Annotated in this window: 22 protein-coding genes; 12 read left to right on the forward strand and 10 right to left on the reverse strand. The window is 68.3% G+C overall.

From position 1 onward, the window contains the following. Positions 1–5 precede the first annotated feature (5 nt). Complete coding sequence (locus tag NMK44_RS40295) at positions 6–1,448, forward strand: hypothetical protein (protein WP_254752899.1); 1,443 nt, start codon at positions 6–8, stop codon at positions 1,446–1,448. A 98-nt stretch (positions 1,449–1,546) separates the two neighbouring features. On the opposite strand, the gene NMK44_RS40300 is transcribed toward NMK44_RS40295, so the two are convergent. Then, on the reverse strand, positions 1,547–1,894 hold the full coding sequence (locus tag NMK44_RS40300) for a DUF8825 domain-containing protein (RefSeq protein ID WP_254752901.1): 348 nt from the start codon (positions 1,892–1,894) through the stop codon (positions 1,547–1,549). 472 nt (positions 1,895–2,366) lie between these two features. Here NMK44_RS40300 and NMK44_RS40305 point away from each other — a divergent pair, with 472 nt between their 5' ends. The 3 genes from NMK44_RS40305 (at position 2,367) to NMK44_RS40315 (ending at position 4,657) form a co-directional block, all read left to right on the forward strand. Further along, positions 2,367–2,900 carry an RNA polymerase sigma factor gene (locus NMK44_RS40305; RefSeq protein WP_254752903.1) on the forward strand — a complete coding sequence of 178 codons (534 nt, stop codon included), beginning with the start codon at positions 2,367–2,369 and terminating at the stop codon, positions 2,898–2,900. After that, entirely contained in the window at positions 2,897–3,574 is a 678-nt protein-coding gene (locus NMK44_RS40310) for a hypothetical protein (protein ID WP_254752905.1), read from the forward strand. Before NMK44_RS40305 ends, NMK44_RS40310 begins: the two co-directional genes overlap by 4 nt. 567 nt (positions 3,575–4,141) lie before the next feature. After that, on the forward strand, positions 4,142–4,657 hold the full coding sequence (locus tag NMK44_RS40315) for a hypothetical protein (protein ID WP_254752907.1): 516 nt from the start codon (positions 4,142–4,144) through the stop codon (positions 4,655–4,657). Between the two features lie 15 nt (positions 4,658–4,672). On the opposite strand, the gene NMK44_RS40320 is transcribed toward NMK44_RS40315, so the two are convergent. Together NMK44_RS40320 and NMK44_RS40325 are read right to left on the reverse strand one after the other, a co-directional pair. Continuing rightward, positions 4,673–8,185: a DEAD/DEAH box helicase gene (locus NMK44_RS40320; RefSeq protein WP_254752909.1), complete on the reverse strand. Its 3,513-nt coding sequence runs from the start codon at positions 8,183–8,185 to the stop codon at positions 4,673–4,675. Continuing rightward, a complete protein-coding gene (locus NMK44_RS40325; RefSeq protein WP_254752911.1) occupies positions 8,170–9,018 on the reverse strand; it encodes a hypothetical protein in 849 nt (282 codons plus the stop codon). The genes NMK44_RS40320 and NMK44_RS40325 overlap by 16 nt, the downstream gene beginning before the upstream one ends. Positions 9,019–9,458: 440 nt before the next feature. Between NMK44_RS40325 and mobF the strand changes: the two genes are divergently transcribed. The 7 genes from mobF to NMK44_RS40360 all read left to right on the forward strand — a co-directional run bounded on the left by mobF (position 9,459) and on the right by NMK44_RS40360 (position 16,762). Next, positions 9,459–11,342: a MobF family relaxase gene (gene mobF, locus NMK44_RS40330; protein WP_254752913.1), complete on the forward strand. Its 1,884-nt coding sequence runs from the start codon at positions 9,459–9,461 to the stop codon at positions 11,340–11,342. Positions 11,343–11,447: 105 nt separating this feature from the next. After that, on the forward strand, positions 11,448–12,032 hold the full coding sequence (locus NMK44_RS40335; protein ID WP_254752915.1) for a hypothetical protein: 585 nt from the start codon (positions 11,448–11,450) through the stop codon (positions 12,030–12,032). Between the two features lie 41 nt (positions 12,033–12,073). Next, on the forward strand, positions 12,074–12,805 hold the full coding sequence (locus NMK44_RS40340) for a hypothetical protein (protein WP_254752917.1): 732 nt from the start codon (positions 12,074–12,076) through the stop codon (positions 12,803–12,805). 207 nt (positions 12,806–13,012) lie between these two features. Next, entirely contained in the window at positions 13,013–13,210 is a 198-nt protein-coding gene (locus tag NMK44_RS40345) for a hypothetical protein (protein WP_254752918.1), read from the forward strand. Positions 13,211–13,977: 767 nt separating this feature from the next. After that, the gene (locus NMK44_RS40350) at positions 13,978–14,406 is read left to right on the forward strand and encodes a hypothetical protein (RefSeq protein ID WP_254752920.1); all 429 of its coding nucleotides are present in this window, start codon (positions 13,978–13,980) and stop codon (positions 14,404–14,406) included. A 591-nt stretch (positions 14,407–14,997) separates the two neighbouring features. Further along, positions 14,998–16,374 carry a replication-relaxation family protein gene (locus tag NMK44_RS40355; RefSeq protein WP_254752922.1) on the forward strand — a complete coding sequence of 459 codons (1,377 nt, stop codon included), beginning with the start codon at positions 14,998–15,000 and terminating at the stop codon, positions 16,372–16,374. A 91-nt stretch (positions 16,375–16,465) separates the two neighbouring features. Continuing rightward, positions 16,466–16,762: a hypothetical protein gene (locus NMK44_RS40360; protein WP_254752924.1), complete on the forward strand. Its 297-nt coding sequence runs from the start codon at positions 16,466–16,468 to the stop codon at positions 16,760–16,762. Between the two features lie 63 nt (positions 16,763–16,825). Here NMK44_RS40360 and NMK44_RS40365 read toward each other — a convergent pair whose 3' ends face one another. The 3 genes from NMK44_RS40365 to NMK44_RS40375 form a co-directional block, all read right to left on the reverse strand. Then, positions 16,826–17,050 (reverse strand): hypothetical protein, encoded by a 225-nt coding sequence (locus NMK44_RS40365; RefSeq protein WP_254752926.1) that lies wholly within the window; start codon positions 17,048–17,050, stop codon positions 16,826–16,828. 97 nt (positions 17,051–17,147) lie between these two features. Beyond that, positions 17,148–17,390: a hypothetical protein gene (locus NMK44_RS40370; protein WP_254752928.1), complete on the reverse strand. Its 243-nt coding sequence runs from the start codon at positions 17,388–17,390 to the stop codon at positions 17,148–17,150. A 299-nt stretch (positions 17,391–17,689) separates the two neighbouring features. Further along, complete coding sequence (locus NMK44_RS40375; protein WP_254752930.1) at positions 17,690–17,872, reverse strand: hypothetical protein; 183 nt, start codon at positions 17,870–17,872, stop codon at positions 17,690–17,692. A 463-nt stretch (positions 17,873–18,335) separates the two neighbouring features. On the opposite strand from NMK44_RS40375, the gene NMK44_RS40380 reads away from it, so the two are divergent. Further along, positions 18,336–18,551 (forward strand): hypothetical protein, encoded by a 216-nt coding sequence (locus NMK44_RS40380; protein ID WP_254752932.1) that lies wholly within the window; start codon positions 18,336–18,338, stop codon positions 18,549–18,551. Positions 18,552–18,633: 82 nt separating this feature from the next. On the opposite strand, the gene NMK44_RS40385 is transcribed toward NMK44_RS40380, so the two are convergent. From NMK44_RS40385 to NMK44_RS40400, 4 genes are all read right to left on the reverse strand, one after another. After that, positions 18,634–19,515, reverse strand: coding sequence for a hypothetical protein (locus tag NMK44_RS40385; RefSeq protein WP_254752934.1), 882 nt, complete (start codon positions 19,513–19,515; stop codon positions 18,634–18,636). A 38-nt stretch (positions 19,516–19,553) separates the two neighbouring features. Continuing rightward, on the reverse strand, positions 19,554–20,279 hold the full coding sequence (locus tag NMK44_RS40390; protein ID WP_254752936.1) for a DUF4145 domain-containing protein: 726 nt from the start codon (positions 20,277–20,279) through the stop codon (positions 19,554–19,556). 81 nt (positions 20,280–20,360) lie between these two features. Next, complete coding sequence (locus NMK44_RS40395; RefSeq protein ID WP_254752938.1) at positions 20,361–21,338, reverse strand: putative endonuclease domain-containing protein; 978 nt, start codon at positions 21,336–21,338, stop codon at positions 20,361–20,363. 64 nt (positions 21,339–21,402) lie between these two features. Beyond that, positions 21,403–23,808, reverse strand: coding sequence for a DEAD/DEAH box helicase (locus NMK44_RS40400; protein WP_254752940.1), 2,406 nt, complete (start codon positions 23,806–23,808; stop codon positions 21,403–21,405). Positions 23,809–24,362: the final 554 nt, after the last annotated feature.

Here is a 24,362-nt window from a genome sequence, read left to right on the forward strand (position 1 = left end):
AGTACGTGGCTAACAGCGTCTGGCACACGAAGTTCCGTATTCACCTGGACCTGACCCGGAATGACCTTGGACATCCGGAGTATCCGGACCTGTGGGACACGATCTATCGAATGGACCGGATGTACGCCGCTCGCGGAGTGCCGGTGTCACAGCGGGATCTGCAGTGCGGGGGAGTGTGCCAGGAAGCCGGAGTGACAGCCTGGATGCACCTGCGATTACGGGCGAACGGGCGTCGCGAAGCAGTCCACGAAAGGGCCGAGGACGAAGAGCGTCACGTCCTGCCCATGAGCGACGAGCACAAGGCCTACCAAGAGCGAATCCTGCGCGCCGCGGAGGACGGGGGCTTCCGCGGCGACAGCGAAGTCCGCACACGCGTGGGCCGCAGCTGGATCCAGACCGACACCCTCATTGAAGGAGCCGATGGGCGCCGCATCGGATGGGAGGTTCAGCTCTCCTCCGCCAGCGTAGAGGGCCCGCGCAGCGTACGAGCCCGTGCAGCGAAAGCCGAGAAAAACGGCATCACGCCCGCCTGGCACACCGACCGAGCTGATTACGCCCAACGCCAGGACACTCAGTGGACCCGCAGCAACAACCTCCCCGCTCATGTCATCGCCAAGACCGGCGACCTGCGTGTGATCTGGGGGTTCCGCGCGATGGACTTCTGGCGCTGCGACCTCCGCGCCGTCTATCCGTGCCCAGATGGCAACGGCGTACGGCGTTGCGGCAAGCACCACGCCACGCCGAAGCCACGCGACATCCTCTTCGACGACCTGGTGCGCGAGACTGCGGCAGGCGCAGTCGTGCCGATTCAGTTCCGCATCGGGACCAAGCCGCAGCGGTTCTGGGTAACCAGCGAAGACCGCGGTCGACTCGATGAACTACGCGCCGACGACTCACAGATGCCTGCTTTCCAGCAGGCCGAACCATTAGCCAGGGCAAGTTGGAACAGGCCGACATGCCGACTGTCGCCACGCGAGACCGCGGACGCACTCCCGACTTCGGTGCCCACCTCGGCCGACAGGACAGCTCAGGCCTTCGTACCAACTCAACCGTCGGCGCCGGCCAGAGAGGCGCACTCGATGTCAGAGGCAGCTTGTGCCCAGCCCGTCGAATCGCGGAGTGTGCCGTACCCAGAAGCCATAGGCCTGCCCGCCGAGCTGGTTGCTTTGCAGCGAGCCGCCGACTCTCAATGGGACAGGCTCGGCCAGCTGAATGACAACGAGGAGCGGAAGTACCAGCGCTTGAGGTGGTACGAAGCCGCAGCGGTGGTCCAGGAAGCGGTGACCAAGTACGCACGCGCCAATCACCTCAACCGGTGTGACCTCGAAAAGCGTCTACGGCACGTCGTTCGCTCCGCAACCACGCGACCGCAGGCAGAGCAGCCGTCGGCCAGCACGGACGGTGCCGGGCTGCTGGGTGCATGCGGCACAGGCTCGACCCCCGGCTAGGGGAGCCCGCACAGTGCTCGAAGTGGGTGTGATCCGTGTCGCGAGCGCGTACGGCCAGGGCCGAAAGATGTGGGCGTCTGCGAAGTTCCCCGTCGCCGCTACGCGGCTGGCGAGTCGACAGTGGGTGTGTCGTGGGCGTGCTTGAGATTCATCCGCGCGGTGACACGGTCCGGGCCTTCCAAGGTGGTCCAGAATTCGTGTGTTGCCACGATGGTGGTCAGCTCCAGCCGCCGGTCCTGGAGCCGTCGCAATTCCTCCCGGTCCTCCTGCGACCAGCCCTTGGTCGCGGGGCGCTGCCGTGGGCGCCACGTGTCGCCGTCGTTGAAGCCGTCGTGGGGTTCGACGGACCAGGGGAGACGTTCGTACAGCGTCGCCAGCGCGGCGGTGACCTGGTGCAGTTCCTCTTGGGCGGCGAGGAGGTCCGCGGGGAAGTCGGTTCTGGCCATGACCAGAATGATATGTCTGTTCGAATTCAGTGGTGGGGGATCGAAGGGGGAGTGTCGCGACCGCGCTGCCAGGGCGGTGGTCGCGCTCCCGCTGTCTTACCGGTCCGGGTGGTGGGGTCGATGTACCGGTTCCCGTGGGTGGTTGAAGGCATAAGAGCGTGATTTCACCCGCGCGAGTGCCCCAGGGGGCGCGTGGGTGCGCGAGCGCCCCCTGGCCTGAGCTGTGAGGTGCACCACTGCGTGACGCCTCTCGTTCAGTCTCGCCCACCATGCGAAATTGCAAACTCTCAGCTCATGGACCGTTACTGAGTGGTATGCATGATCACGTGGTGCGATGCACCGATGGCTCGTGGTGATCTCTTTGGGGAGCACATGCGTTTTTCCGGGTCAAGACCACTTAAGTAGTGCTCAAGCACCCGAGGCCCCCACCCGGGCGCCTTCCCTGCCCATGTCTTCAAAGAAGAGGACCCTCGTGAACGACTCGTATGAGGAGGGGAGCCCTTCCGTAAGGGTCCCTCTCTCGCTCCCCCTGGAGTTCGAGAGGCACTACATCTGCAACCAGGAGGCGTATCACCAGTACGCCCTGGCCCACTTGAAGACCCCTCAGGCTGCCGAAGAAGCCGTCCACCGCGCGTTCCTGGAGACCCTCAGGCTCTGGGACCGGATCGAGGGAAAGAACCATCAGCAGCAGACCTGGGCCATCGTGCGAAGGGTCGTCATATCCCAAGCTCTGATGGGCGCCCAGGCCCGGCTCATCAACAGCGACAACCGAGTCCACCAGGCGCTCGCCAAGCTGCCCCCGAAACAGTTCGACGCCATCGTCCTTCGGTACTGGATGAAGAAGGACACCAAGGACATCGCCTGGTACATGGGCATCGTCCCCAGCACCGTCGACCACCACTGCCGCAAGGGACGCGAGCGGCTGATCCAGGCACTGAGCCGACACGTTCAGAAGAAGACCGAAAAGCCGAACCGGAAGAACCGCAACAAGAGGAGGGGCTCATGACCGACATCGACACACTTCTCACCGAGGCAGCCCCGCCGCTCCACGAGCACCGCTTCGATGCCGCCGCCGGCCTGCGCCGTCTGGCTCAGGAAGCCGGCTACGTCCTGCCGGGCCCCGAGCCTGGCCGCGCTCAGAACCGACTGAACGCCGTTGCCCGCTGGTGGCTCAGCCGCCACGACGCAGCCGCTCACGTCGACCAGCTCGTCGACCAGCTGAACGAGTCCACCCCCAGTCGCGGCGATACAACCCTGAACGTGCACGGCGCCCAGATCTTCGCTTGCCTGCTCTACCTCACCGGCCACCCCGCCAGCGCCCAGTTCTGGTGGGAACTGGCGGCAGGAGCCGATGTCCGCGGCGCCGCCTACTGCCTCCACCTGCACCACATCGGCCAGGGCGAGGACCGCGAAGCGATGCACTGGCTGCTCCAGGCCCAGCGCGAACGCGACCAGAACTACCAGTACGACGCTCCCCAGGAAGAGGCCGACAGGTTGGACGACCTGTTCTTCAAGACCTTCGAACAGTACGTCTCCCGCCACGACGGTACTCGTGCCGCCCCGACAGCTGACCTCGACGCGGAAGTCGAACGGCTCGCAGAACGCGAAGACGGTGGCCTCGTCGTCCACCCCGACCAGCAACTCGCTGACCGGCTGATCGCCTTCGCCGGCCGCCACTGACCTCCCACAGCGTATGAATCCCACTTCTTGGAAGCCTCGGTTCCGAGGCCAACGGGCCGAGAGGGCCTCGCACGAGGCATCCCGCAGAGAGGAGCACCTCAGTGCTGAGTAGCTTCAAGGAAGAGCGCTCGGGGAGGAAGCTGCGGACCGGCCGACTCACACATTGGGTGGCCCGACATCGGCGACCCATCGCTACCCACATGCTGCGCGGAGCCTGCTACGGCTTCGGCACCGGCGCCGCGGGCTTCGGCTTCTGGTGGATCGAGTGGTGGCTCCAGCACAACCTCTGACCCGCCAACGCGGTATAGCCCCGGGGAATCAGCTACGACACCCCGGGGCTTCAGCGCGTCCTCATTGTGGTTCAACAACGCCTCGATTCCAGTGTCACGCGGGTACCGACTGCGGCTCGTGACGACCGGCTCACGATGTCTTCTCGACGGCGAGAACCACTCGCCCGTGGAACACCGACACCTCATTTCTGGACACCGGACCGGATGGACCCCAGCACCACGAGCGGGTTTTCGACGTTCTACCCCGCGTCATCGCCGCCCGCGGAAGGATGCTGCCATGACCGCTGACCACATGATGGTGATGGAACTACTGCAGGCTTCCCATGCTGCTGCCGACCAGCCCACACCAGCCCGGCGCATCGACGCAGCCGACTGCAAGGTCGTCAGCCGAGCCGCGCGAGCCGACGCGGATGAAGGCGGCATGCGCCGACTGGAGTTCCTCGCGATCGGCACCGCGATCTGCGCTCACGATCTGACGGCCGTTCTCGCCGAGCACAAGAAGGTCTCCACCGAGCAACTCCTGGACGAACTCGCCGCCGCCCGCCGGAACCCAGGCAGCGACATCCCGTTGCTCGAACTCCTCCGCGCCCTCCACGCCCAGGACACACGACAGGTGGCCGAACTCCTGGTCGATCTGTTCGGCCGCGACCAGGGCGCGTTCTTCGACCTGATCGTGGCGCTGGGCCGCTACGCCGCCGACTGCGTGTCGATGCTGGAGATCCTCGGCCTCAGCTCGGCCGCGGAAACCCTCACCGAATTGGAGATCACCGTCAGGGAGTACGCCAGCAGCTGACGATGTGCCGGCGGTCTACCGGCTGCGCCGGGTGGTGACGAGCTGGCCGTCCTGGAGGCGGTGGGCAAGGTCGAGGCCACTGTCGAGCATCGCGAGCACATCGAGGTGCCGGTCGGCCGGCACCGTGCCCAGGCGCCGCTTGTCGCGACCGACTCGGATCAGCGGGTTCGTTGCGCTCGGTGGAGCGATCACGACCGGACCGGCAGCTGCGCCAGGCACCAGCCGGACCAGGGGGATGGTCACGGTGCGGTCGTCGAGCAGCTCGTTGACCAGGTTCGAGGGAGAGCGGACGTAGTCGAGGAGGTCGTCGATCTCGTACTCGTTCGCCTGGTACCGGTCGGTCCACCCGTCGATGTGCTGCCCCGCGAGCCAGTGGCGTAGGTCTGCTGGCCGATACCGCTGGTCGGCGGCTTCCCGGCCGGCGACGTGAGCCAGACGGCGGGAGGCGATGCCGGAGGTGAGCAGGGCCAGGGCCTGCTCGGTGTCGACGCCGTGTCGGATGTGCCAGGCCGTGTGCGTGTTCAGCCGGGGAGTGGTGGGAGACAGCAGGGGGCTGGTATTGACCAGGTTGATTAGGGCGCCGGTGACCCAGCTCAGGGCGTGTTCGAAGCCGCTGCTGATGTTGCGCACCGCTTGCTCGAGCGCCCACTCGGCGGGGACACCGGGCAGCCACGAGCGGGCCAGGGCGGGGATGCCGCTGCCGGAGATCCAGTCCTGGATCGCGGTGGCGAGCGGGACGCCCACCTGCGTGCCCTTGACCTCTTTCGTGGTGAAGCGCCAGGTACCGGCAACCTCGGGCAGTTCGAGGAGGCGCTCGAAGACCTGCTGCTGGGTGAGGAAGGCGAGTGTGCTTTCCAGCGTCCACTCCTCCGGTTCGCTGAACCACACCTCACCCTCGGTCGGGGTATCGTCTTCACCTGACTGCTGGGCGAGCTGGTGCGCCAGGTGCTGGGCGAGCTGGTCGAGGTGGCGGGCTGATCCGAGGCTGGTGCCGGTGCTGGACCAGCGGCCAGCCAGGTCGGTGTCAGTGGCTTCGTGAGCCTCTGCCACCCGACCTGCGAGGCCGAGCCACCGGCTGGTGACCTGCTCGTGGTCGGTCTGGGTCATTGCGAAGAGCGACTGAACGGCGTCGAGGGGATTGCCGTCCAGGACTGGTGTCGTGGCGTGAGTCTGCAGGACGAGCCACACAAACGCGGCGAAGTCCGCGACGATGCTGTCCGCCAGGGCGAAGACGCCGTCAGCTGCCTCGCGCATCTTGTCCTCGGCTTCGGCGAGAGCGGCCAGGGCTTCGGTGGTCAGTAGCGCGGAGACGACCTTGAGCTGCTCCGTGTCGGGGGTAAGGGTGTTGAACTCGGGTGGCCTGGGCGGGTAGGGGCGGGTCAGGAGAATCCATCCCTCGCTCTCTCGTCCGGCCCGCCCCGCGCGGCCGATCGCGTTGACGAGCTCGGCTGGGGTCAGGGCGCGCTGGTTGTCGTAGGCGAGGTAGTCACCCTGGACCTTGCTGTGAACGATGACCGTGCGCACGGGCAGGTTGACGCCGTCGGTGAGGGTGCTGGTGCTGGCGATCGCTACAAGTTGGTCGTTCCGCAAGGCGTTTTCGACGGCTTGGAGGACGTCGTCGGGGAGGTCTCCGTGGTGGTAGGCGACACCTCGGCGGGTGCAGCGAACCAGCGGGTGCTCCGGCCCAAGGGTGTCTGCCAGGTACTCGGACAGCACGGCCGCTGCGGGCCGGTCGGCGAGGTGTTCGGCGATGGCGAGCGCGGTGTTGCGGGCCTCCTTCTTGGTGCCGACGACCATCAGGACACTGCCGGCTGAGGTGAGCGACGCGGCGCCGGCAGCGAAGACCTTGTAGTCCGCGATGCCCCCCGATAGGCGGGTCCGGGAGTTCCACTCGTTCCGGTAGCCGGAGGCGAACCTCCGCCTTCCCACCTCGCCGGTGGTCAGGCGTGCAATCGTGGAAGCGGCGGTCGGCCGGACATCCAGGCGGGCTGCGACCGGCACAGTGGCGAGCCAGCGGGAGGGTTGATTCGCTGTCGGCGAGCGGCGGTTCAGCTCGGCCTGATCCTCGATCAGCTGCGGGTAGAGAAGCCCGTGCAGGCGTCGCGGGCCCCGCCAGGTGTCGGTGAAGTACACCTCGTGTGCGGGCCGCTCCGGATCGAGCCACGAGGCGATGTCGCCCCGGTTATCGACCGCCGCAGACAGCAGCACCAGCCGGACGTCACTGGTGCTTGCCCGCAGGAGCGCGAGCAGGCTCTCTAGGACGAAGCCGCGTCTGCCCTGGGCGAGATGGTGGGCTTCATCCACCACGATCAGCCCGACGCCGTCCAGCGTGGCCTCGGAGTCACTGCGGATCATGTGCATGAGCCGCTCCGGCGTCACGATTTCCACATCTCCGCCTTCCGGCTCCCGCTCGGAGGACAACGGAAAGTCTGGCTGCTCTGCGGCCAAACGGCGTTCCAGTAGGCGCAGCCGGCCTCGCAGGGCCGAGCGCATCTCCCGCCCGAGGCTGCGCATCGGCGACACGTACACCACCCGACCAGGCCGCTGCGCCAGGTGAGAGCAGATCACCAGCTGGGCCATCAGCGTCTTGCCCGCGCTGGTCGGCACACTGATTAGGCTGCGCGGCGTCGATGGGTCGACCGGGTTCCCTCGCTCCAGCCTCAGCAGCTGGCGCTGCGGCGGCCATAGGGTCATCACCGGCGGGTGCGACAGCGCGAAGCTGCGGGCAACCGCGGGGGGTGTCCCCGGGGGTAGCAGCGAGTACAGGCTGCTGGCCGCCATCTCCGTGCTGAGGTCGAGGAGGTGCGCGGCCACCCACCTTGCCAGCCGGTCGCCGCGGCCTGCCCGCTCGTGCATCACGTCCTCGAGCAGCCGCTGCGCCGCGGTGAAGTTCTGTTCCTCCCCAAAAGCCAAGAACTGATAGAGGCGGAAGATTGCATCCACGACCGCCTCGGCCGGCCCATACATGGTGCCCGTCAGCGACTCGCGGCGCATGACCTGCCGCAGCTCCCTGAATTGCCGCCGCCACGCCCGCAGCGCTCGCGACAGCACCGACCGATCGAAGCCGAGAAAGACCACCCCGGCCTCCACCGCCAGGGTGCCGATGTGAACGCGGAGCGCGCTGCTGTAGTCCACGAGGTCACGCACCTGCCGGTAGACCGCGGTGGCGTTCGGGTCCTGCTCACTGCGCCGGTACCCCGCCTGAGCAGCGAAGGCGATCTGAAGCCTGTCGGCGAGCGTTCGCCGGCTATCGCCTAGGGCGAGGTCCAGTAGGTGCGCGCTGACCGCGAATGCCTGCCGGATGCGCCCCGCGTCGAACCCGGGTACCTCCGGATCGAGCGCGGCGAGCCCATGCAGGTACCACGCCGTGCCGAGCACCTCGTCGGTGATATCCCGCTCACCGCGGAACGCGGCGACCTCCATCTCGGTCATCCTCGCCAGCAGGTCCTCCGCGCTGGGGAGCACACCACCCGGCCGGTACTCACCGAGCGCCGACGCGAGCACGTCTGGATCTAGAGTGCGCTCCACGCGTACTCCCTCACGTCCTTGGCGAAGTCCTCAAGATCGTCGACCGCCAACACCAGACCCTGCAGCGCCCCGGCATGGGTGTGGGTGGTGAAGTGCTTGTGGGACCGCTCGAACGCCGTCTCCGGGGTATCCGCCGCGTTCAGCGCCAGGCTGACACCACCGTTCCCCGATTCCTGGGCGTACACCCACTGTCGCGTCAGAGAGCTGACGAACACTCGGGTGTCCGGAGCAAGGAGCCGTGCGCCCCACGCCATCTGGCTCAGGTACTTTGCACCGTTGTCGTTCAGCTGTTGCCAGGCGCCGCGGATGGTGTCGCTCGGCTTGGCCGCGGTACCAGTGAACTTCTTCATCTCCCACAATCGGAACACGAACCCAAGCGCACTGTTCTCCACACGGTGAATGATCAGCCCGTCCGGGCCGCTGTCGGTCACCGTCGACGAAGGTGGATCGAGGATCTCCACGCTTCGCCCGGGTTCGGGGGCGAGATCCCGTGTGGAGAGGTACCAGAGCCACTCACCTATGTAGCCGGTCACGCCTGTGGTGTCGTTGGCCTCGAAGACCGGAGCCGCGAGGGACAGAACGTGCTCCCGGTCCTTGCCGACCAATTTCCTACCGGTCAGCGCGGCCTCACGCCACAGTCTATAGGCGAGGGTGTCCAGGTCTGTCCGAGCGAGCATGATCTCGTCCGCGACAACCCAGGCCGCCGCTGCCCGGTCCCCGGGTTCCTGGCCAATGGCCACCACCAGATCCCAGGGGCACACCTGACTGCGGCCGCGCGGCTCACGCCGCGTCAGGTCAACCAGGCGGCCGCCGAGCGATTTGGCGTGCTCCATGGCCCGACGTGCCGGAATCCGCAACGCGCCCTCACCTCCGTTCCCGGCCTGGTGCTGGGCCTCGAGGAGGGAAGACACAGTCCACCAGATCACCCTACCTACCCGTGAGGCTCCTTATAGCCGTTGCTCTAACAACCGGTGACAAGCTGAGTACCGGAGCGGTGGTGGCCCGGGCGGCCGAGGTTGGTCGGCGTAGCGTCGAGAGCGTGCTCGGGCAATTGCTGTCGGTCGTTGGGGTGTGTGAGGCGTGGGTGGCCGGGTGCGCGCAGCATTTGCATGGCCTCTGTAGGGGCCGTGCGTGCGCAAGACGGTGTTCGCCAGGCGGGCGCGACGCCTCCGCCAGCGCCCACCGTGCGGGATCGGCCGTGAAGTTCCGGGGAACTGTCCCGCCCCACGGGATCGCGCTTTTCCGCAGGTCAGAGGCAGTGTCCCCTGTGGGGATGATTAGTGTCGAGAAGGTTCAGAGGCGGAACGCCTGGCGGTACTACGTGCGGGGTGTGGCCTTCGGGGACAGTCGCCGTCCGGCCCGCAGGCTGCTGAAGGATGCTCAGGAGGAAGCCGGGCTCCCGCCCGGGGTGTGGATGGGCCGCGGTCTGCCCGCGCTCGGGCTCAGCGCTGGGGAGACGGTGACGCAGCGGCAGATGGAGCTGATGTTCGGCGAGGGCCGGAGCCCGGACGCCGACCGGATGGAGCGTGAGCGCCTGGACGATGGCGCCGATCCCGAGGCGGCCCGGTCGGAGACCGCTCTCGGGCAGCCAATCGAAGAGGTCGAGAAGCGGAAACAGATCCCGCTGCTCGCTGTCGAGTTCGTCTTCCGGGCGCAGGCGAGCCTGATCGTGCTGTGGGCGCTGGGAGACGACCACACCCGGCGGGTCATCGAGCGGGCGCACGAGCGGACCATCGCCACCGTGCTGCGCTGGCTGGAGGATGAGATCGCGGAGACCCGGTGGTCTTCTGGCCGTCAGCGTGCAAAGGCCCCTGCCCTGGTCGTTGCGGCGTTCCGTCACTTCGACAACCGCGACGGCTTCCCGCTGCTCCATGAGCACTGCCTGATCCTGAACCGGGTGCAGCGCCCGGACGGCGAGTGGTACGCGCTGGACACCGTCCGTCTGTACCAGCATGTCGTGGCGGCCGGGACGCTGTACACGCTCACCATGACGACGGAAGTGTGCGAGAAGCTGGGCCTGGCGACGATGCCGCGGGAAGTGACGCCAGGCCTGCGCCCGGTGATGGAGATAGCGGGGGTGGACCAGGAGCTGATCGACTGGTCGTCCACCCGTCGCCAGCGGATCGAGGACGCCCTGGAGGGCATCACCGACCAGTACGTTGCCAAGCACCGGCGGTTGCCGGGCGAGCGCGGCCGCCACGGGCTCGGCTGGTGGGCGGCGCAGGACACCCGCCCGGAGAAGAAGACCCCGCGGCCCCTGCACCATCTGCGCGCGTGGTGGCGCGCGTCCGCGATTCTGCGCTTCGGCCAGCGCCTGGTCGACGGACTCCTTCAGCGCTGCCGGACGGTCGGTGCCGCGATCCGCGCCCAGGTGAGCCCGCTCGTGGATACGGTGCTCGCCGCCGTCGACGTCGCCGCCATCGTCTACACCGTGCGCCGGTGTTTCGCCCGCCGTCACGTCCTGGCCGAAGCGCGCCGACACCTTCTGGAGACCCTGCGCGGCCGCGCGTTCGAGCCGGGCCTGGACGACTACATCGCCGACCGGGCCCTGTCCCGCCACGGTCGTCAGCTCACCGTGCCCCAGGAAGGCCGCCGGCCCCCGGCGCCGGACCAGCTGACCTATACCGCCGACTTCGCCTGGCCTGCCCGCTGGTGGATTGCTGGCACCGGCGGCAAGCCGCCCCGGGAGTCGACCCGGTACGAGCGGGCCCGGGTCGCCAGCCTCGCCGTGCAGAACGCGATCCGCGCCGCCCGCTCCGCACCCGCTCCCGCGAGCGACGAAGCCCCGGCGGCGACCGCGTTAACCGCCGCGCACGGCGACCACGACCAGGCGGCGGCCGCGCCGCACGCCGTCGACCACCCCGGCCGCGACGCCGCCCCCACTCCGGCGCAGCGGGCCGCCGCCGTCCACGCCCACCAGCAGGCCGCGATGCCGGAGCTGCTGGAAGGCCGCACGACCGATCCGGCGACGTGGATGAGCACGCCAGAGAACCTCGCCCGGTTCGCCGCCTACAAACGCGAGGCCGATGCCCGCCGCCGCGACATCGCCGACCGGCCGCAGCCCGAGCAGCCGACCGACGCAGTCGGCCCTGCCGACCAGCAGCAGCACCACACGCCCCAGCCAGACGAGGGCAGGGGAGCCGCCCGCGACCACTGAGGGGGATGTCAACCGGCCAGCGCGTGGCCGATCTCCGCCTTCATCCTGCCTAGGGATCGGGGCGGATCGAGAATCGGGAAGTTGGCACCGGCACGGGAGGAACCCTTGACCGACCTGCACGAACCGCTGGAACCCCTCGACAGCTACCCCGACGCACTGCCCCCGCCCCGGCAGCGAGGCGACGTGAACCTGGTGGGCCTGCTCAGCATCGCCGACGACCTCGCCCGCAGCCTGTCGGCACTGAAGATCCGGGTCCAGCCCTACGACCCAAAGACCGCGATCGTCGGCCCCGAGAAGGCACGCCAGAACCTGGAGAAGGAAGTCGACCGGCTCCTGGAGAAGACCGTCTACTTCCAGCGCCACGCCCACGCCGCCATGCTCGGGCGGTGTGTCTTGGGAGCGGACTCCAAGGAGAACTGCTCCACCGAGGGCGCCCGCCTCCAGCTCAACGTCTGGGACGACACGACGCGGCGGGACATCGTCGAAGACGGCACCACCGGTTGCGTCGCCCACACCGTCGAAGCCGCCCGTCGGACCATGGCCGACCCCGCCAGCCGCAAGATCCTGCTCGCCTTCAGCCGTGACGACGAAGGAGCCGCCGTCTCCCGCGCCCTCGGACTCGGGCCTGCCGACACCGAACAGTTCCTGAACCGCGGCCTCACCCTGCGCCCCGAACACCGCGTCTCCTGACCCCGCCGCCCACCAAGCACAGCCCGCATTGGAGCGCCACGTTGACTTTCAAGCCAGTCGACCTGAACCTGACCGATCCGACGAAGGGCTATCTGAACTTCGTCCTCTACACCGAGACGCGCCTCGGTGTCGCCACGACGTCGCTGAACGCCGAGGTGTCCATCGAGGCGACCCAGACCCACACACCTCACTTTCAAGAGTGGCTGAGCAGGCTGGAGCGCTGCGAGCCGAACGCGATGCACTGCATGTTCGCGGAGCCGTCGACGATCCCGACCCTGTTCCACCCGTGCGTCACGGAGGACACCAACAGCCCGTCGGCCATCTCCGGCTCGGGCTGTGTGTGCCGCCGGGCCTTCTACGACCCCGAGTTCGGGCTGCCCGTCGTCGGCGAGCACTTCAAGCACGTAGGTGAGGGAGGCACGGACCAGTGGAGCTACAAGACCTACGCTCCGCTCGCCCTGCGTCCTGACGACACCTTCAGCCGCTTCATCACCGGACGCGGCCTGTTCTGGGCCCGGACGGAGAAGGGACTCCTGTCGATCCTGCCGCAACGCAACGCCCTCGGTTACAACATCGGCTACAACGGCGGTGGCCCGCACGCCCTGGCCGCCTACCTCACCCAGGTCGCCGACACCGAAGGCCAGAACACGGCAGCCGGCGCCCCGTACGAGCAGGCGCACCCCGCGATCCTCACCTGGACCCAGAGCAGCGCGGCCGACCGCGGCACGAGCGAGCTGACGCTGCACGACCTCAAGGCCATGCAACAGAGCTGACCGACGCCACGACGCCCACGAGCCGGACGTCCGTGGGCATCAGCACGTATAGCTCCCGGTACGCCGGGCCAGCGGCGCGCTCCGTCTCGCGGGACGGGTGACGAAGTCGCCGGAGCACCTGTCGGGACGCGGCCGACGCCCACGCCCTGGAGATGACGGAGAGGGGCGAGGGTACAGGGGGTCCAACACCCGAGTACGGAGGCCCGCATGATTGAACCGGTCCCGCTGCATCTCTCGCCAGAGTTCCTGGAGCGCCTGGAGCAGCTCACCGACGCGGTCCGGCTGCGCGCGGCCCTGTACCCGGCGCCGAAGCCGCCGCCGGCCCGTCGCCGCTCCCGGCAGTACCCCGGCGGCCGGCCGAACCCGTGGCGGCCCACGCGCCCTCGCCGACACCGCCGGCGGTGAGTGCGGGACAGCCCGGCATCCGCTGCGCGCACCGGATGCAGTGCACCTGCCCACCGCACCGCGCGCCGCTCGGACGATGTCGTGCACTCTCTCTCGGGGTGCGCACGATGCACCGCACCGTGCGCACCCGGTGCGCGCGCCGACGATGTCTTGCACTCACCACTCCATGTGGGGTGCGCACCACTATGCGCACGGAAGTGGCTTCCACTTCCGTCCCACTCCATCCGGTGCGCACACGAACGGTGACGGCGCATCGGATACCGTGCACTCGATGCGCGCCCCTTATCCAGGTGCGCCGCCAGCGCGCGAACCCCTCTATCGGGCGGAATGCAACCCTTGACCAGGTGCGGGATCTCGGTGTTTCTCCTTGACCACGCTCGCCACCGCCCCGGCGAAGCCGCGCACCGGCCCGCGATGCACCCAGCCGGAGGAGAGATCTCTCCGCCCCACCGCACCGCGCACCATCACCGTGCGTAGGGCCGGTGGGCGGTGCGCATAGTGGCCGTGCACTCCCGTATCGCGGTGCGCACCACCGGGTGGGAGTGCCTGGCATCGTGCGCACCAGCCGGGGAGTGTGGACGCCACGGTGGTGCGCACCGGGTGCGCAGTGGAGTCCACCCGGTGCGCCCGAGGGCGGAGGAGTGCGATGCATCGCGCACAACTCATCGCGCCATGCGTGCACCGGTGCGCATCCGCGCGCCGCAGCTCCCAGCGGCCGATGCGCGTGGCGCGCGTCGGCTGCTGGACGTCGGCTCTACGATCCGCGCGTGGGACAGACCCCGGCACAGAAGGCCACGAAGGCGGCACGCGGGCAGCAGCCGAAGAAGCGGCCCGGCAAGGCACAGCGCGAGGCGATCAAGCGGGCGCAGGCGGCGAAGAAGAAGGCGGGCGGCGGGAAGCCGACCGCAAAGAAGACGGCAGCGAAGAGGTCGATGCCGCTGCCCCGCAGCTCCGTCCGGGCCGTGTACCCGGGCACCTGCCCGATCTGCTTCAAGGCCTACGGCAAGGGCGAGGTCATCACGAGGGTGACCGACGGCTGGGGACACCCGGGCTGCGCGCCCGCGCAACTGTCGCCAGCCGAGCGGGAGTTCGCCCGCAACAAGGCCCGGATCGAGAGCGGCGAGACCTACCGCGCCCAGAAGCCCTCGGACTGGCGGCGCGGAGCCTCGCCGTCCAGCACCCGCCCCGCCCGCTGACCCGGGCACCGCACGATGTGGCGTCAGCCACAGGCAAACCGACCGGAATGATGCTGGTCAAGGCGAAAACGGACGCCCATCGGCGGTGACCGTCAGACTGCGGACAAGGGGTGCTTCCCCACGGTGGCCCCGACCCGTGCGCAGATCCGCGTGCGGGCCGGACGACCACCGAACTGGCCAGCAGGCCGGAGAATCCGAGGACACCGTGCCCGCACCTGACCGACCCGACCCTTCCCACCGCCGCGCCCGTCCACGATCCTGGAGCCCCGCCCGGCACCATCTCGCCGCCCGGCCCGGCCACGCGCACCACGTCGGTTGCTGGGCAAGCCTTGGTGAGGCCCTGCCGCCGGCGCTTGCGTTCCCACTGCCGAAGCCACTTCCGTGCCCGGCACCCGCGCACCTGGCATTTCCCCTTGTCACCACGGGTTTCCGGGCCCGCGCCGGATCGTCACAACCCTCTTCTCTCCCCTTGTTCCTGAGTTGGTTGTCGGTGGTGAGGGAGATCCTCGGGTCCGGGGGTCCGGTCCCCTCCACGGCCGGGGGCGGGCGACCGGCCGCTGGCCGGACGCGGACGGCGGGAGGGCGAGTCTGATGGCGGGCAAGCGCAAGGCGAACGAGGCGGGGTCGACCAACGACCTGCGCGGCGACGTGCTGCGCGTGCTCGGAGTGCTCAAGGTCGCCACGGCCGATCAGATCCAGCGGCTGGCCTCGCCGCACCTGACCTACCGACACACGACGAAGAAGACGGCGTCGGCACGAAAGGAAGCACGCACCGCCTCCCACCGTGGCGCGGCGAACGATCTGCGGCGTCACGGCCTGTCCGTCGACGGCGGCCGTACGCGGGGCGGTGAGGAGGTCCGGCTGCTCACCGCGGCCGGGCTGGCCGCCGCGGCGATCGATCTGGACCGTCTGCCGGAGGAGATGGGCGGCATGCCCAAGAGCGCGGGCCGCTCGGGGGCCGCGCACCCGATGACGGTGAACGAGACGGTCATTGCGCTGATCCGCCCGAAGCCCGACCTCGCCCGGCTCACCGAGCAGCCGGCCGAAGCGCAGGCAGCCGCGCGGGCCGCCGTCGACGCCCCGGACGGGATCGGCAGCATCACCTCCTACGCCACCGAGGTGGCACTCCCGGTGAAGGGCACCTGGAAGAACCCCGCGATCGGCAGCGCCCGCGCCGACGTCGTCCTCACGGCCCCGGAGGGTGGGGTGCCGCTGCTGTTCCTCGAGGCCGACAACTGCACCGAGGACGCCGCGCTCATCGCCGCGAAGTTCGACAAGTACGCCCGGTTCTTCAAGCGGAAGGAGCGGGACACCGACGGCATCGAGAAGCCGATGTGGCGCACCCGCTGGTCCGCACCCGAGTGGGAGGGATACGAGCGGGTGCACCCACCGGTCCTGGTCGTCTTCCACCACGTCGGCAAGCGCTCCGCCAAGAACCAGATGGCGAAGGTCGCCGACCTCACCCGCCCCCACTGGCACGGCAAATGGGACCGCGAGGACGGCTACCACTCCTACGACGGCCGCATCCCGATCGTGGCGACCACGCTGGAGCTGCTGCGCGAGCACGGCCCGGCCGGGCCCGCCTTCTGGCGCTTCGGCCGCACCGAACGTCAGCCGCTGCTGGACGCGATCGGCAACCCCCGCCGGGACGCTGCCCTCGCCCGCCGCCGCGCAGAAGCTCGAGAAGAACAACAGCGCCGCGAGATGCGGGAAGCCGCGGCGCGGGAAGCCCGGCGCCCCGTGTGCGCGGACTGCGGGCACAAGTTCACCGACGACCGATGGGCGGCGGTCGACATACGGGACTGGAGCCAGCCGCGCGAAACGCACCCGCACCTGTGCGAGGACTGCCAGATCTGGGCTGTTGCAGCCGAGCAGCAGGCTGAGGCCGACGAACGCGAGCGCCAGGAGCAGGACGCCGAGCAGGCCGCGCAGAAGGGCGGCGGCTGGTTCTCCCGCTTCCGCACCTGACCCGGACAAGCCTTCCGCCGACGGCGCGGGCAAGCCCAAGGTGCTGCTGGGCAAGCCCGCGTTGTCGGTGGTGGCTGGAAGGCTGAACGAGATGAACGGCGGTGAGCAGCTGTTGCGCGGCCGGGTCTACGGCCACGACCACGACGACCCCAACCCCGGCCCGCTCCCGCACCGGACCTACGCCGAACTGGTCGGCGGACCGCTGGACGGCCTGCTGCTGGACATCCACAGATGGCGGACCGTGGAAGTCGACGACGGGGTTGCCCTGGTCACCGAGCTCGGGCGGTTTCCCGGGGGCCGCGCCCTGTACGACCCGCGCCCCGGCGAACCCCGCACACCCGGCCCGGGTGTGAGCTGCCGCTTCTACTACTCCGGCGAAACGCTCTGAGCCTCGCCCCGATCACGAGCCCGACCACGGCAGGCAAGAGCACTGCTCACCCCACCGGCTTACCTACGACCGGCCCTCGGTCAGTTGACTGGCCGTGTTCTCGATCCACAGCAACGTCCACTCGACTCCGGCCTGCCATCCGGGCTCCGTGCCGGCGTACCGGCCTTCGGCGTCGGCACGGATGTTGGCCGCGAGGACGCGCAGTTCGTTCTGGAATCTGTGCCGCAGGGCCGTGTCCATGGCCTGACGCATCTCGTCAGTAATGTCACCGGGTCGGAGCTCGCTCATCGCCCCACCTTGGACGACCGCTCCCACCGATGGCCAGACCGACCACGGCACCGACCACGCTGCCGCCAACCCCGACCATGACCCCGACCACGGCAGGTCAGCGTGTCGGCGTACCGCGCCGACCGCCCGCGCGCCCGGCAATCCTCGAGGAAGCCGTCGGGGAGGCCGCCTTCTTCGCGAGCTTCGCCAGCGCCTGGGACACGTCCGTCTCGCCGCGCGCCGCCCGGGCCTTGCTGACGGACTCCTGCAGCGCGGCCATCAGGTCCACCAGCTGCCCCGGCCGGGATGTCGGCGCCGGGACTTCCGGCGGCTGGCGGCCTTCCTGCTTGGCCTCGATCACCGTGTGCAGGGGCCTCGGTGTAGTGGTCGGCGAACTCCGGGCTGGTGAGGTCGTCGCGGGTCATGGCCTCGATCAGCGCCACGGCTTCGTCGATTTCGTCTTCGTCCAGCTGGACCGGCGGCGGGACCACGGCGGCGGGGTCACGAGTGTCGTCCGGTCACAGCAGACCGTGCAGAGCGATCGCATCTCCCCGTACCCGCAGCAGACCAAGCCGCTCACGGCCGTGCCACGCGAACCGCGCGACCGCGACCCGCGAGGCGCGCTCCAGGGCGTGCCCCCGGCCGTCCGCGCACAGGTCATCACCGGCTGGCGGAAGCGGCCTGGACCAGGATGGGCAGGTGATCGGAGCCCTCCTGCCAGGACTGGCTCACCGGCACCCGCGCGGACTCGAACGCGGCCGCAGCGATGCAGTGTCCGTACTGGGCGCTGGCAACGACCGCTGCCGCGCCGTCCGCGTCGCCCGACCACCTGGAAGAGATCACCAGCCTTGACCGTGAAGCCGAAGCCGCGGCTGCACGCCCGCGCGGATAGCGGCCGCACTGGGAACTGCCGTGTGATCCGACGCGCCCTGACCCGTTCCGCAGGCGGGGGGAGCGGCATACGCTGCATGGATGGCGAAAGAGTCTCGTGAGGCCAAGCGGGCACGGAAAGCCGCGGCGAAGGCAGCAGCACGCGCCCGTGCCGCTCGCATCGTCGCCGGCGACATCCCTGAGTACCTGCGGCAGCCGAGCGCGGCCACCCACCAGCCTCGCCCGCTCAAGCCACGGCCCAAGGTGGTCCGGGCCCCACCCGAGTGGCCTGCCAAGGCGCTCATCCCTCCGACGGACACCGAGCTTCGACCACGAGAGCGGGAGCAATATGCGGACAACGCACCGCCGGTCTGGGTGAGAGGGGAGAGCCATGCCCAAAATGACTAGCGGCCCCGCCCGGCCGTGGCACCCGGGGATGACCACCATCTCCAAAGAGGATATCAAGCACATGCGGCCGAAGCAGAGGAACAAGTACCGCCGCCTCGGCTTCACCTGGGCAGAGATCAAGAAGATCGATCGCGCCATCGGCCGCGGTGAGACCACCATCACCCTCAAGACCACTGCAGGTGAGGTGACGCTCACCCTTCCCCCGGCGCCGGACCGGACGCCGGAGGCGCGGGATCAGGCATGAGACCCCCGGGCTGGCCGATGCAGCGTCCAGCCCGAGGCAGTGAGAGCTCCCGAGACGTCATCCGCGATGGGCGCGCTGCTCTTCAGAAGTCGGGCTCCCAGTCCGGGTCGGGCTCCTCACTCAGGGACTGAGCTTCGATCCCGGCCAGGTCAAGTTCCTGCCCCGCCAGCGTCAGCCCGCAGACGCGGCATCCGAAGTGACGTGGGAAGAACCAGACATCTCCGTAGTCCCCGAGCTTGTCCCGGCCACTGACGAAGGCGGAGCTCTGACAGGCAGGGCAGGAGAAGGGGATGGACAGAAGCCACGGGCTGGGGAGCGGAGCAGCGGACATGCTGCGGATGAGGTCCGTCTTCTCTTCGTCGGACAGGCGCCTCGTCGTCTTCGCGAAGTGCTCCTGAGCCCGGCGGATCTTGGCCGCGTACCGTAGCTCCGACTCGGTCTTCGCTTGGGCCACGAGGTCCTTGCACGCCTCGTAGTGGTGTCCCCAGAACCAGCTCGGCTCCTTTGACAGAGCAGCGAGCAGAGCGTCGATGTAGGTCACTCCGGACGCGAGAAGCTCCCTGCACTCGCTGGGCGGCTGCCCCCAGCCCATGTGAGTGATCCCGTTGCGGGCTTCCCGGAGACCGGTGAGTCCCGTCGGCGGCTTGTACCCGTTTCCCAGCAGGCCAGTGGCCCGCTTGATGGCCTCTTCACCGCCAATGGTGCGGAGTCCCGCACGTCCCTTGATCGTCTTGCCTTCCTCGCCGCCCAGTACCAGCAGATCGTCCACTGAAGGCTTGGCGGGTGCCAGCAGCACGATGGTGATGAATGCCAGATATGACTTGGATATGTGTTCTACAGCCACAGCCATGTGGTGCACGGCGAAGTCTTGGTCTGCGGGTTCTTCGAGGTAGGCGTCAACCGCCGTCTGAGCCCAGCGCTGAGCCGAGGCCATGAGCTGCTCGTGGATCATCTCCTGCTCCATCGGGCAACCGTAGGGCAGTCGGCTTCAGCAAGCGTGCATCACGGGTTCTGCTGAGCTGCTTCGTGACGCCTTCTGCGCGATTCCGCCATGCGTCGTCGCTGCGCGGGCTGAACGTAGAGGAGAACCGCGGCTTCGGCGACCAACTCGGCGATGTCGGCGAGTTCTTCGGCGGAGTACGCGACGCCGTGATGCACACTGTCGTTCCCGACGACTCGCGTCTCGTCCAGAGCCGTGATGACGTCGGCAGGCAGGCCTTTGGCCGCGAGCTCCTGGATCTTTCCGTGCAGGGTGTGATGCGTGGCGCCCTGGTCCTTGCACAGCTCTTCCACCGCCGACCGGTACCCGACGCCGGCGAGCCGGGCCGCGCCGGAGTTTTCTGCCCGTGAGGCTTCCTCGTACGCGCTGCGGATCCGCTCCGGTACGTCTGGGGGCAGTACGCGGGGTGGGGGAGAGGGCCACAGCACCAGCCGCGTCAGCTCTTCGACGCGGCTGTCTTTGCCCCAGCCTGTCTGCTTGCACTCGATGACTTCTAGGACCGAGCGACCGCACAGCTGGCACACCCAGCATTCCTGCTGCGTCCATGAGGAGTGGGGGTGAACGGGCAAGGACCCCTCGTCGCCGAAGTCGCCAAACGCGTACTCGCGGCTCTCCGGAGCGATCATGCGCTGATCGACCATGTCCATCACGGTGCCAGTGGCGCAGTCCGGGTAGGGGCATACGGCTCTACGCTGCTGAAGGGAAGCCAGCTTCTCCTGCTCAGTCATCACAACACTGTAGTGAAATGGGCATTTCAGATACACCGGCTTTGTTCCGCAAGCGGAGAGGTATGGATACGTCAGCGGTAGTCAGCTCGAGTCGGCATGGCCGTGGCGGCGCAGGAGACGTACGAAGAAGTCGGTGAGCATCTCGGCAGCCGTGTCACCGCACAGCTCGTGGCCACCGATGCGGTAGACCTCATAGCCCTGGAGCGTGAGCTCGCGGTCCTCCGCCACCAGCGAGGCGTAGCGCGCAGGATCAGGAAGCCAGCCGGAGCCGGGCTCCTGCACCACAGTGCGGCCGGCAGGGCGGGCGTAGTGCTGGATGCCGTCGACCTCGATGACCGCGCGGGCCCGATGGTTCATCAGCAGCAGGAAGTCCATCCTCTGTCGGGCAAGGCGGCTGGCCCCGCCCAACTCGCTGATGGTGTAGGGGTCGTAGTGGAGGTAGACCTGGGGAATGAGAGCCGGGAGGTTGAAGCCGAGATTGAGGTAGGTGTCGAACAGCAGCAGTTCAGCACCGTTGTTGCCCAGCGAGCGCCGCAACCGCTCCCGCAGAGAGATCCGCGCCTGTGTTTGGCCACCTGAGTGCTCGGGATGCTGGCGAACCCACCAGGTGACCAAGTCCTGCCAGCTCAGCCCGCGGTCTTCCAGCGGCTGGTCATACACCAGGCAATACTGCTCGTTCTTGACGATGCGGATGGTGTTGCTGATGGAGTCCGGCAGCACTATCTGCGGTTTGGGGCCGTCGGCGGCGAAGATGAGGTTCTTCAGCTCCCCGGAGACGCCGTGCAGTCCCATCTGAGCCAGCAACTGTTTCAGGTCGTCGTCGCCATACTCATCGACCACTCGACGGGCTATCGCCATCAGATCGGGTAGCGGCTTGTCCTCCAGCCGGGCGTGAACATAGGACCTCTTGCTGTTGTACGGATCTTCGTCTGGCTGCTGCGGGGCGAGCCCCAGGTATTCGCACACTGCCGCCAGCCGGTTGGCCTTGACGTGAGCCCACAGCGCCTCCGCGATGGCATCCCGCAGCTTGAACACTGGCACTCCGGACGGCAAGTTCATCCCACCATCATGGAGGCCCAGCACCCGGCACGGCAGTAGCACAGGTGAAACCAGCGACCGGCCATCATGCTGCCGCTTCCTCTGTTGCCCACGCCAGCCCGAGGTCGGCCAGCGCCTGGAGCTTGTCGGCGGTGAGCTTCCCGCGCCTCGACTTGGTGTTCGAGAGAAACACCCCCAGTTTCACCTCAGCCCCATCCGGCAAGACCTCGACGTGAGAGCGACTGACAGTCCCCACAGAGCCCGTACGGTCCTTGTACTGCGCCAGGGCCGCAATGCCCCGTTCAAAGGCCCCCAAAGCAGCCGTGGACGACTTCGCGGGCGCTTCTGGCTCCCGTGCCAGCGGGACGACGCCGACGGCCTCCAGACGCTCGCGCTGTCCCTCTGCCAGGGCCGCCCAGACCTCCGGCTTGCGCTGCCGGGCCAGCCACTTCCCCACGTCCATTCCGTGGAGCGTGAACCCGGGCAGGACCTCCGCCGGGTTCTCTTCCTCGCGTACCAGCTCGCGCAGCGCGGCGAAGTGCCGCTGCCACTCCGCCGGCCACTCCGGGTTCCAGTCCTCATCGACCGCCCTCAACGCCTCTTCCCACTCGGGCTTGTCAGCGAGTGCACCTGGGCGGCGGAGGTTGGACAGCCACTGCCCGATCGGCCGGTCCAGCGCCGTTGCGGTGCGGGGTGCGCACAGTGTCCAGTGCTCCTCGTAGTACGCGCGGGCCGCCGCCAGGTTCTCTTGGAACCGCTCATCCGCCACCGACCACACCATGCCGAGCCGCTCCAGCCGCTGCGCGCGCTGCCCGCTCATCTCCCCGGCCCCGTATGCCCGCCGTTGCTCCGCCACCCACTGCCCAAGGGGTGTCGCACCCTCCCGGTGTCCGTACGGCACCCTCGCGTTCCCGACCCGCTCGACGTACGCCTTCAGCTTCGCCCAGCCGCGCGCCCAGTCCTGCCGCTCGGTGTCGATCACGTTGAAACTGACCCAGTCCGCGACCATCACTGGATCCCTAGGAGCGGCAAAACGGAGCAGAAGCCGTGATTCTTCCTCGCCGTCCTCGGGGGCAGCGCCGATGTACTCGGACGGCTGCGCCACGTCCTTCTGCGGCTCCTGCGGGATGGCCAGCAATTCGACGGCCTCTTCGTCGTGAGCGCGCAGACCTTCCAATACCTTCACCAAAGGCCGGTACGATCCCGAGGTGAACATGTCCTCCGGCTTTTCTCCCGGCTGGAGAAATACCGGCACGATCAAAGAGGCGAGCTTTCCTTGTCCGGGCTTCTGACGCAGCGCGCGGCCGATGGCCTGCACGATGTCATGGGGTGCCCCCTTGGGGTCCAGCAGGGCGACCGAGTCGACGGCCCGGATGTCGACGCCCTCGCCCAGGACGCGACAGTTCGAGAGCACGGCACGCCGCGCGGTGGAGCCGAACTCGCCCAGGACATCCCGCCGACGCTCGGGGACGTGCTCGCCACAGAGCCAGTCCGCCCAGATCTCGGACGGGTACTTCTCGGGCTGGTCGGCGTGCAGCCGCTTGGCGACGCGCTCCAGGCCCTCCGCACACGCAGCGGCCTCAATGGTCCGGTGGTGGAAGGTGATGCACGTCTGAAGCCGGTGCTGCGCCATCGTGTGCAGAAGCGCTGCCTGGAGGGCTCCGAGGCGCTGCCCGCGGACTTCCTCGGTGTGCCGGTCCTCGCCCATCAGCCGCTCGGGCGTGACGACCGGGTCCTGGAGCTCCAGGACGATGATCTGGTACCGCGCAAGCAACCCACGCGACACGGCCGACGCCAAGCTGAGCTTGTACAGCACGGGCCCGAACACGGCCTCGTCGTCCATGCTCGCCGCCATCTCCTGCGGCAGCGCGTCCCGCACGCCCTCAGCAACCTCCCAGTGCGGGGGCCGCTCCTGCCAGATCCGCGGCGTCGCCGTGAGATACAACCGCCGGTGCGCCGGGATGACGGTCTGGTCGTGGATGTCCGCCCACGCCTTACCCATCGACCCGGAAGTCCTGTGCGCCTCATCGACCACCGCGAGGTCCATCGGGGCCAACTGCTGGCCGTAAGCGCCCTCGAACGCCTCCGCGAGGACACCCAGGCTGGCGTACGTCGCGTAGATGGTCACCGGACCCGTGCCGTGCCACAGCGCCAGCCGCACGGGGTTCGTGGTGGAGCGCACCCCCAGGTTCCACAGCTCCGGGTCGTCCTGGAGCGAGCACACCGCGACGGCCGGCCCCTTGTGCCCGGCTTCGTGCCACGCCTTCACCGTCTGCGCCAGAAGGTCCAGAGTCGGCACCAGAACGAGAATGCGGCCCTTCGGAACAATGCGCTTCGCGGACGCCGCCGCGATGATGGTCTTCCCCGTTCCACACGCGGCGTGCACCTGCCCGCGCAGGCCATCGAAAGGAATGCCGCCCGGCGGGATATCGAGACCGCGCACAATGGCGGCCACGGCCTCAATCTGATGTTCAAACAGTTTCACGGCCATTCCCTACTCGCTGTCCTGCTCGGTGTCGCACTCGTGATCAGATTCGAGGATCGTCCCGTCTTCGACCGGACCGAATTCCCATGTGGTGTCGCAATCAGCGCAGTACCCGAACCCATAAAAACTCACGCTGGTCATTCTCTGAACTCTCCTCGTTCGGGATTTAATGCACAGTCAGAAAGGGAAGTTCCGGCGGTGAGTTGAGGGCCGGGGTGGTGATGTCTGATCCCAGACTCTACACAGTCAGAACCCGTGATGCATAACTCGCGTGACAGGTTCGCCCTGTAGGCTGATACTTGACTGAACCTCGTCCACGCACACAGTTCATGCGGTACGCTGGAAGGGTGTCAGTGAACGTGTGGAGCCGGTTTTGAGGGTGGGGGAGGAGTTCGGGTGGAGCGCAGCGGAGCCCGTCACTGCGACGGGGCCGGCACCCCGTCGAGCCGACGGTCCGTCTCACCTCTCGTTGCGGGGGTAGTGGCTAGGTTTCCCAGTCACTACACAAGCCCGCACGCGATGCACCTCCCCTCGCTGCCAGCCTGAGCATCCGCGCTTGC

This window comes from Streptomyces cucumeris, from assembly GCF_024295805.1.
Taxonomy (GTDB): Bacteria; Actinomycetota; Actinomycetes; order Streptomycetales; family Streptomycetaceae; genus Streptomyces; species Streptomyces cucumeris.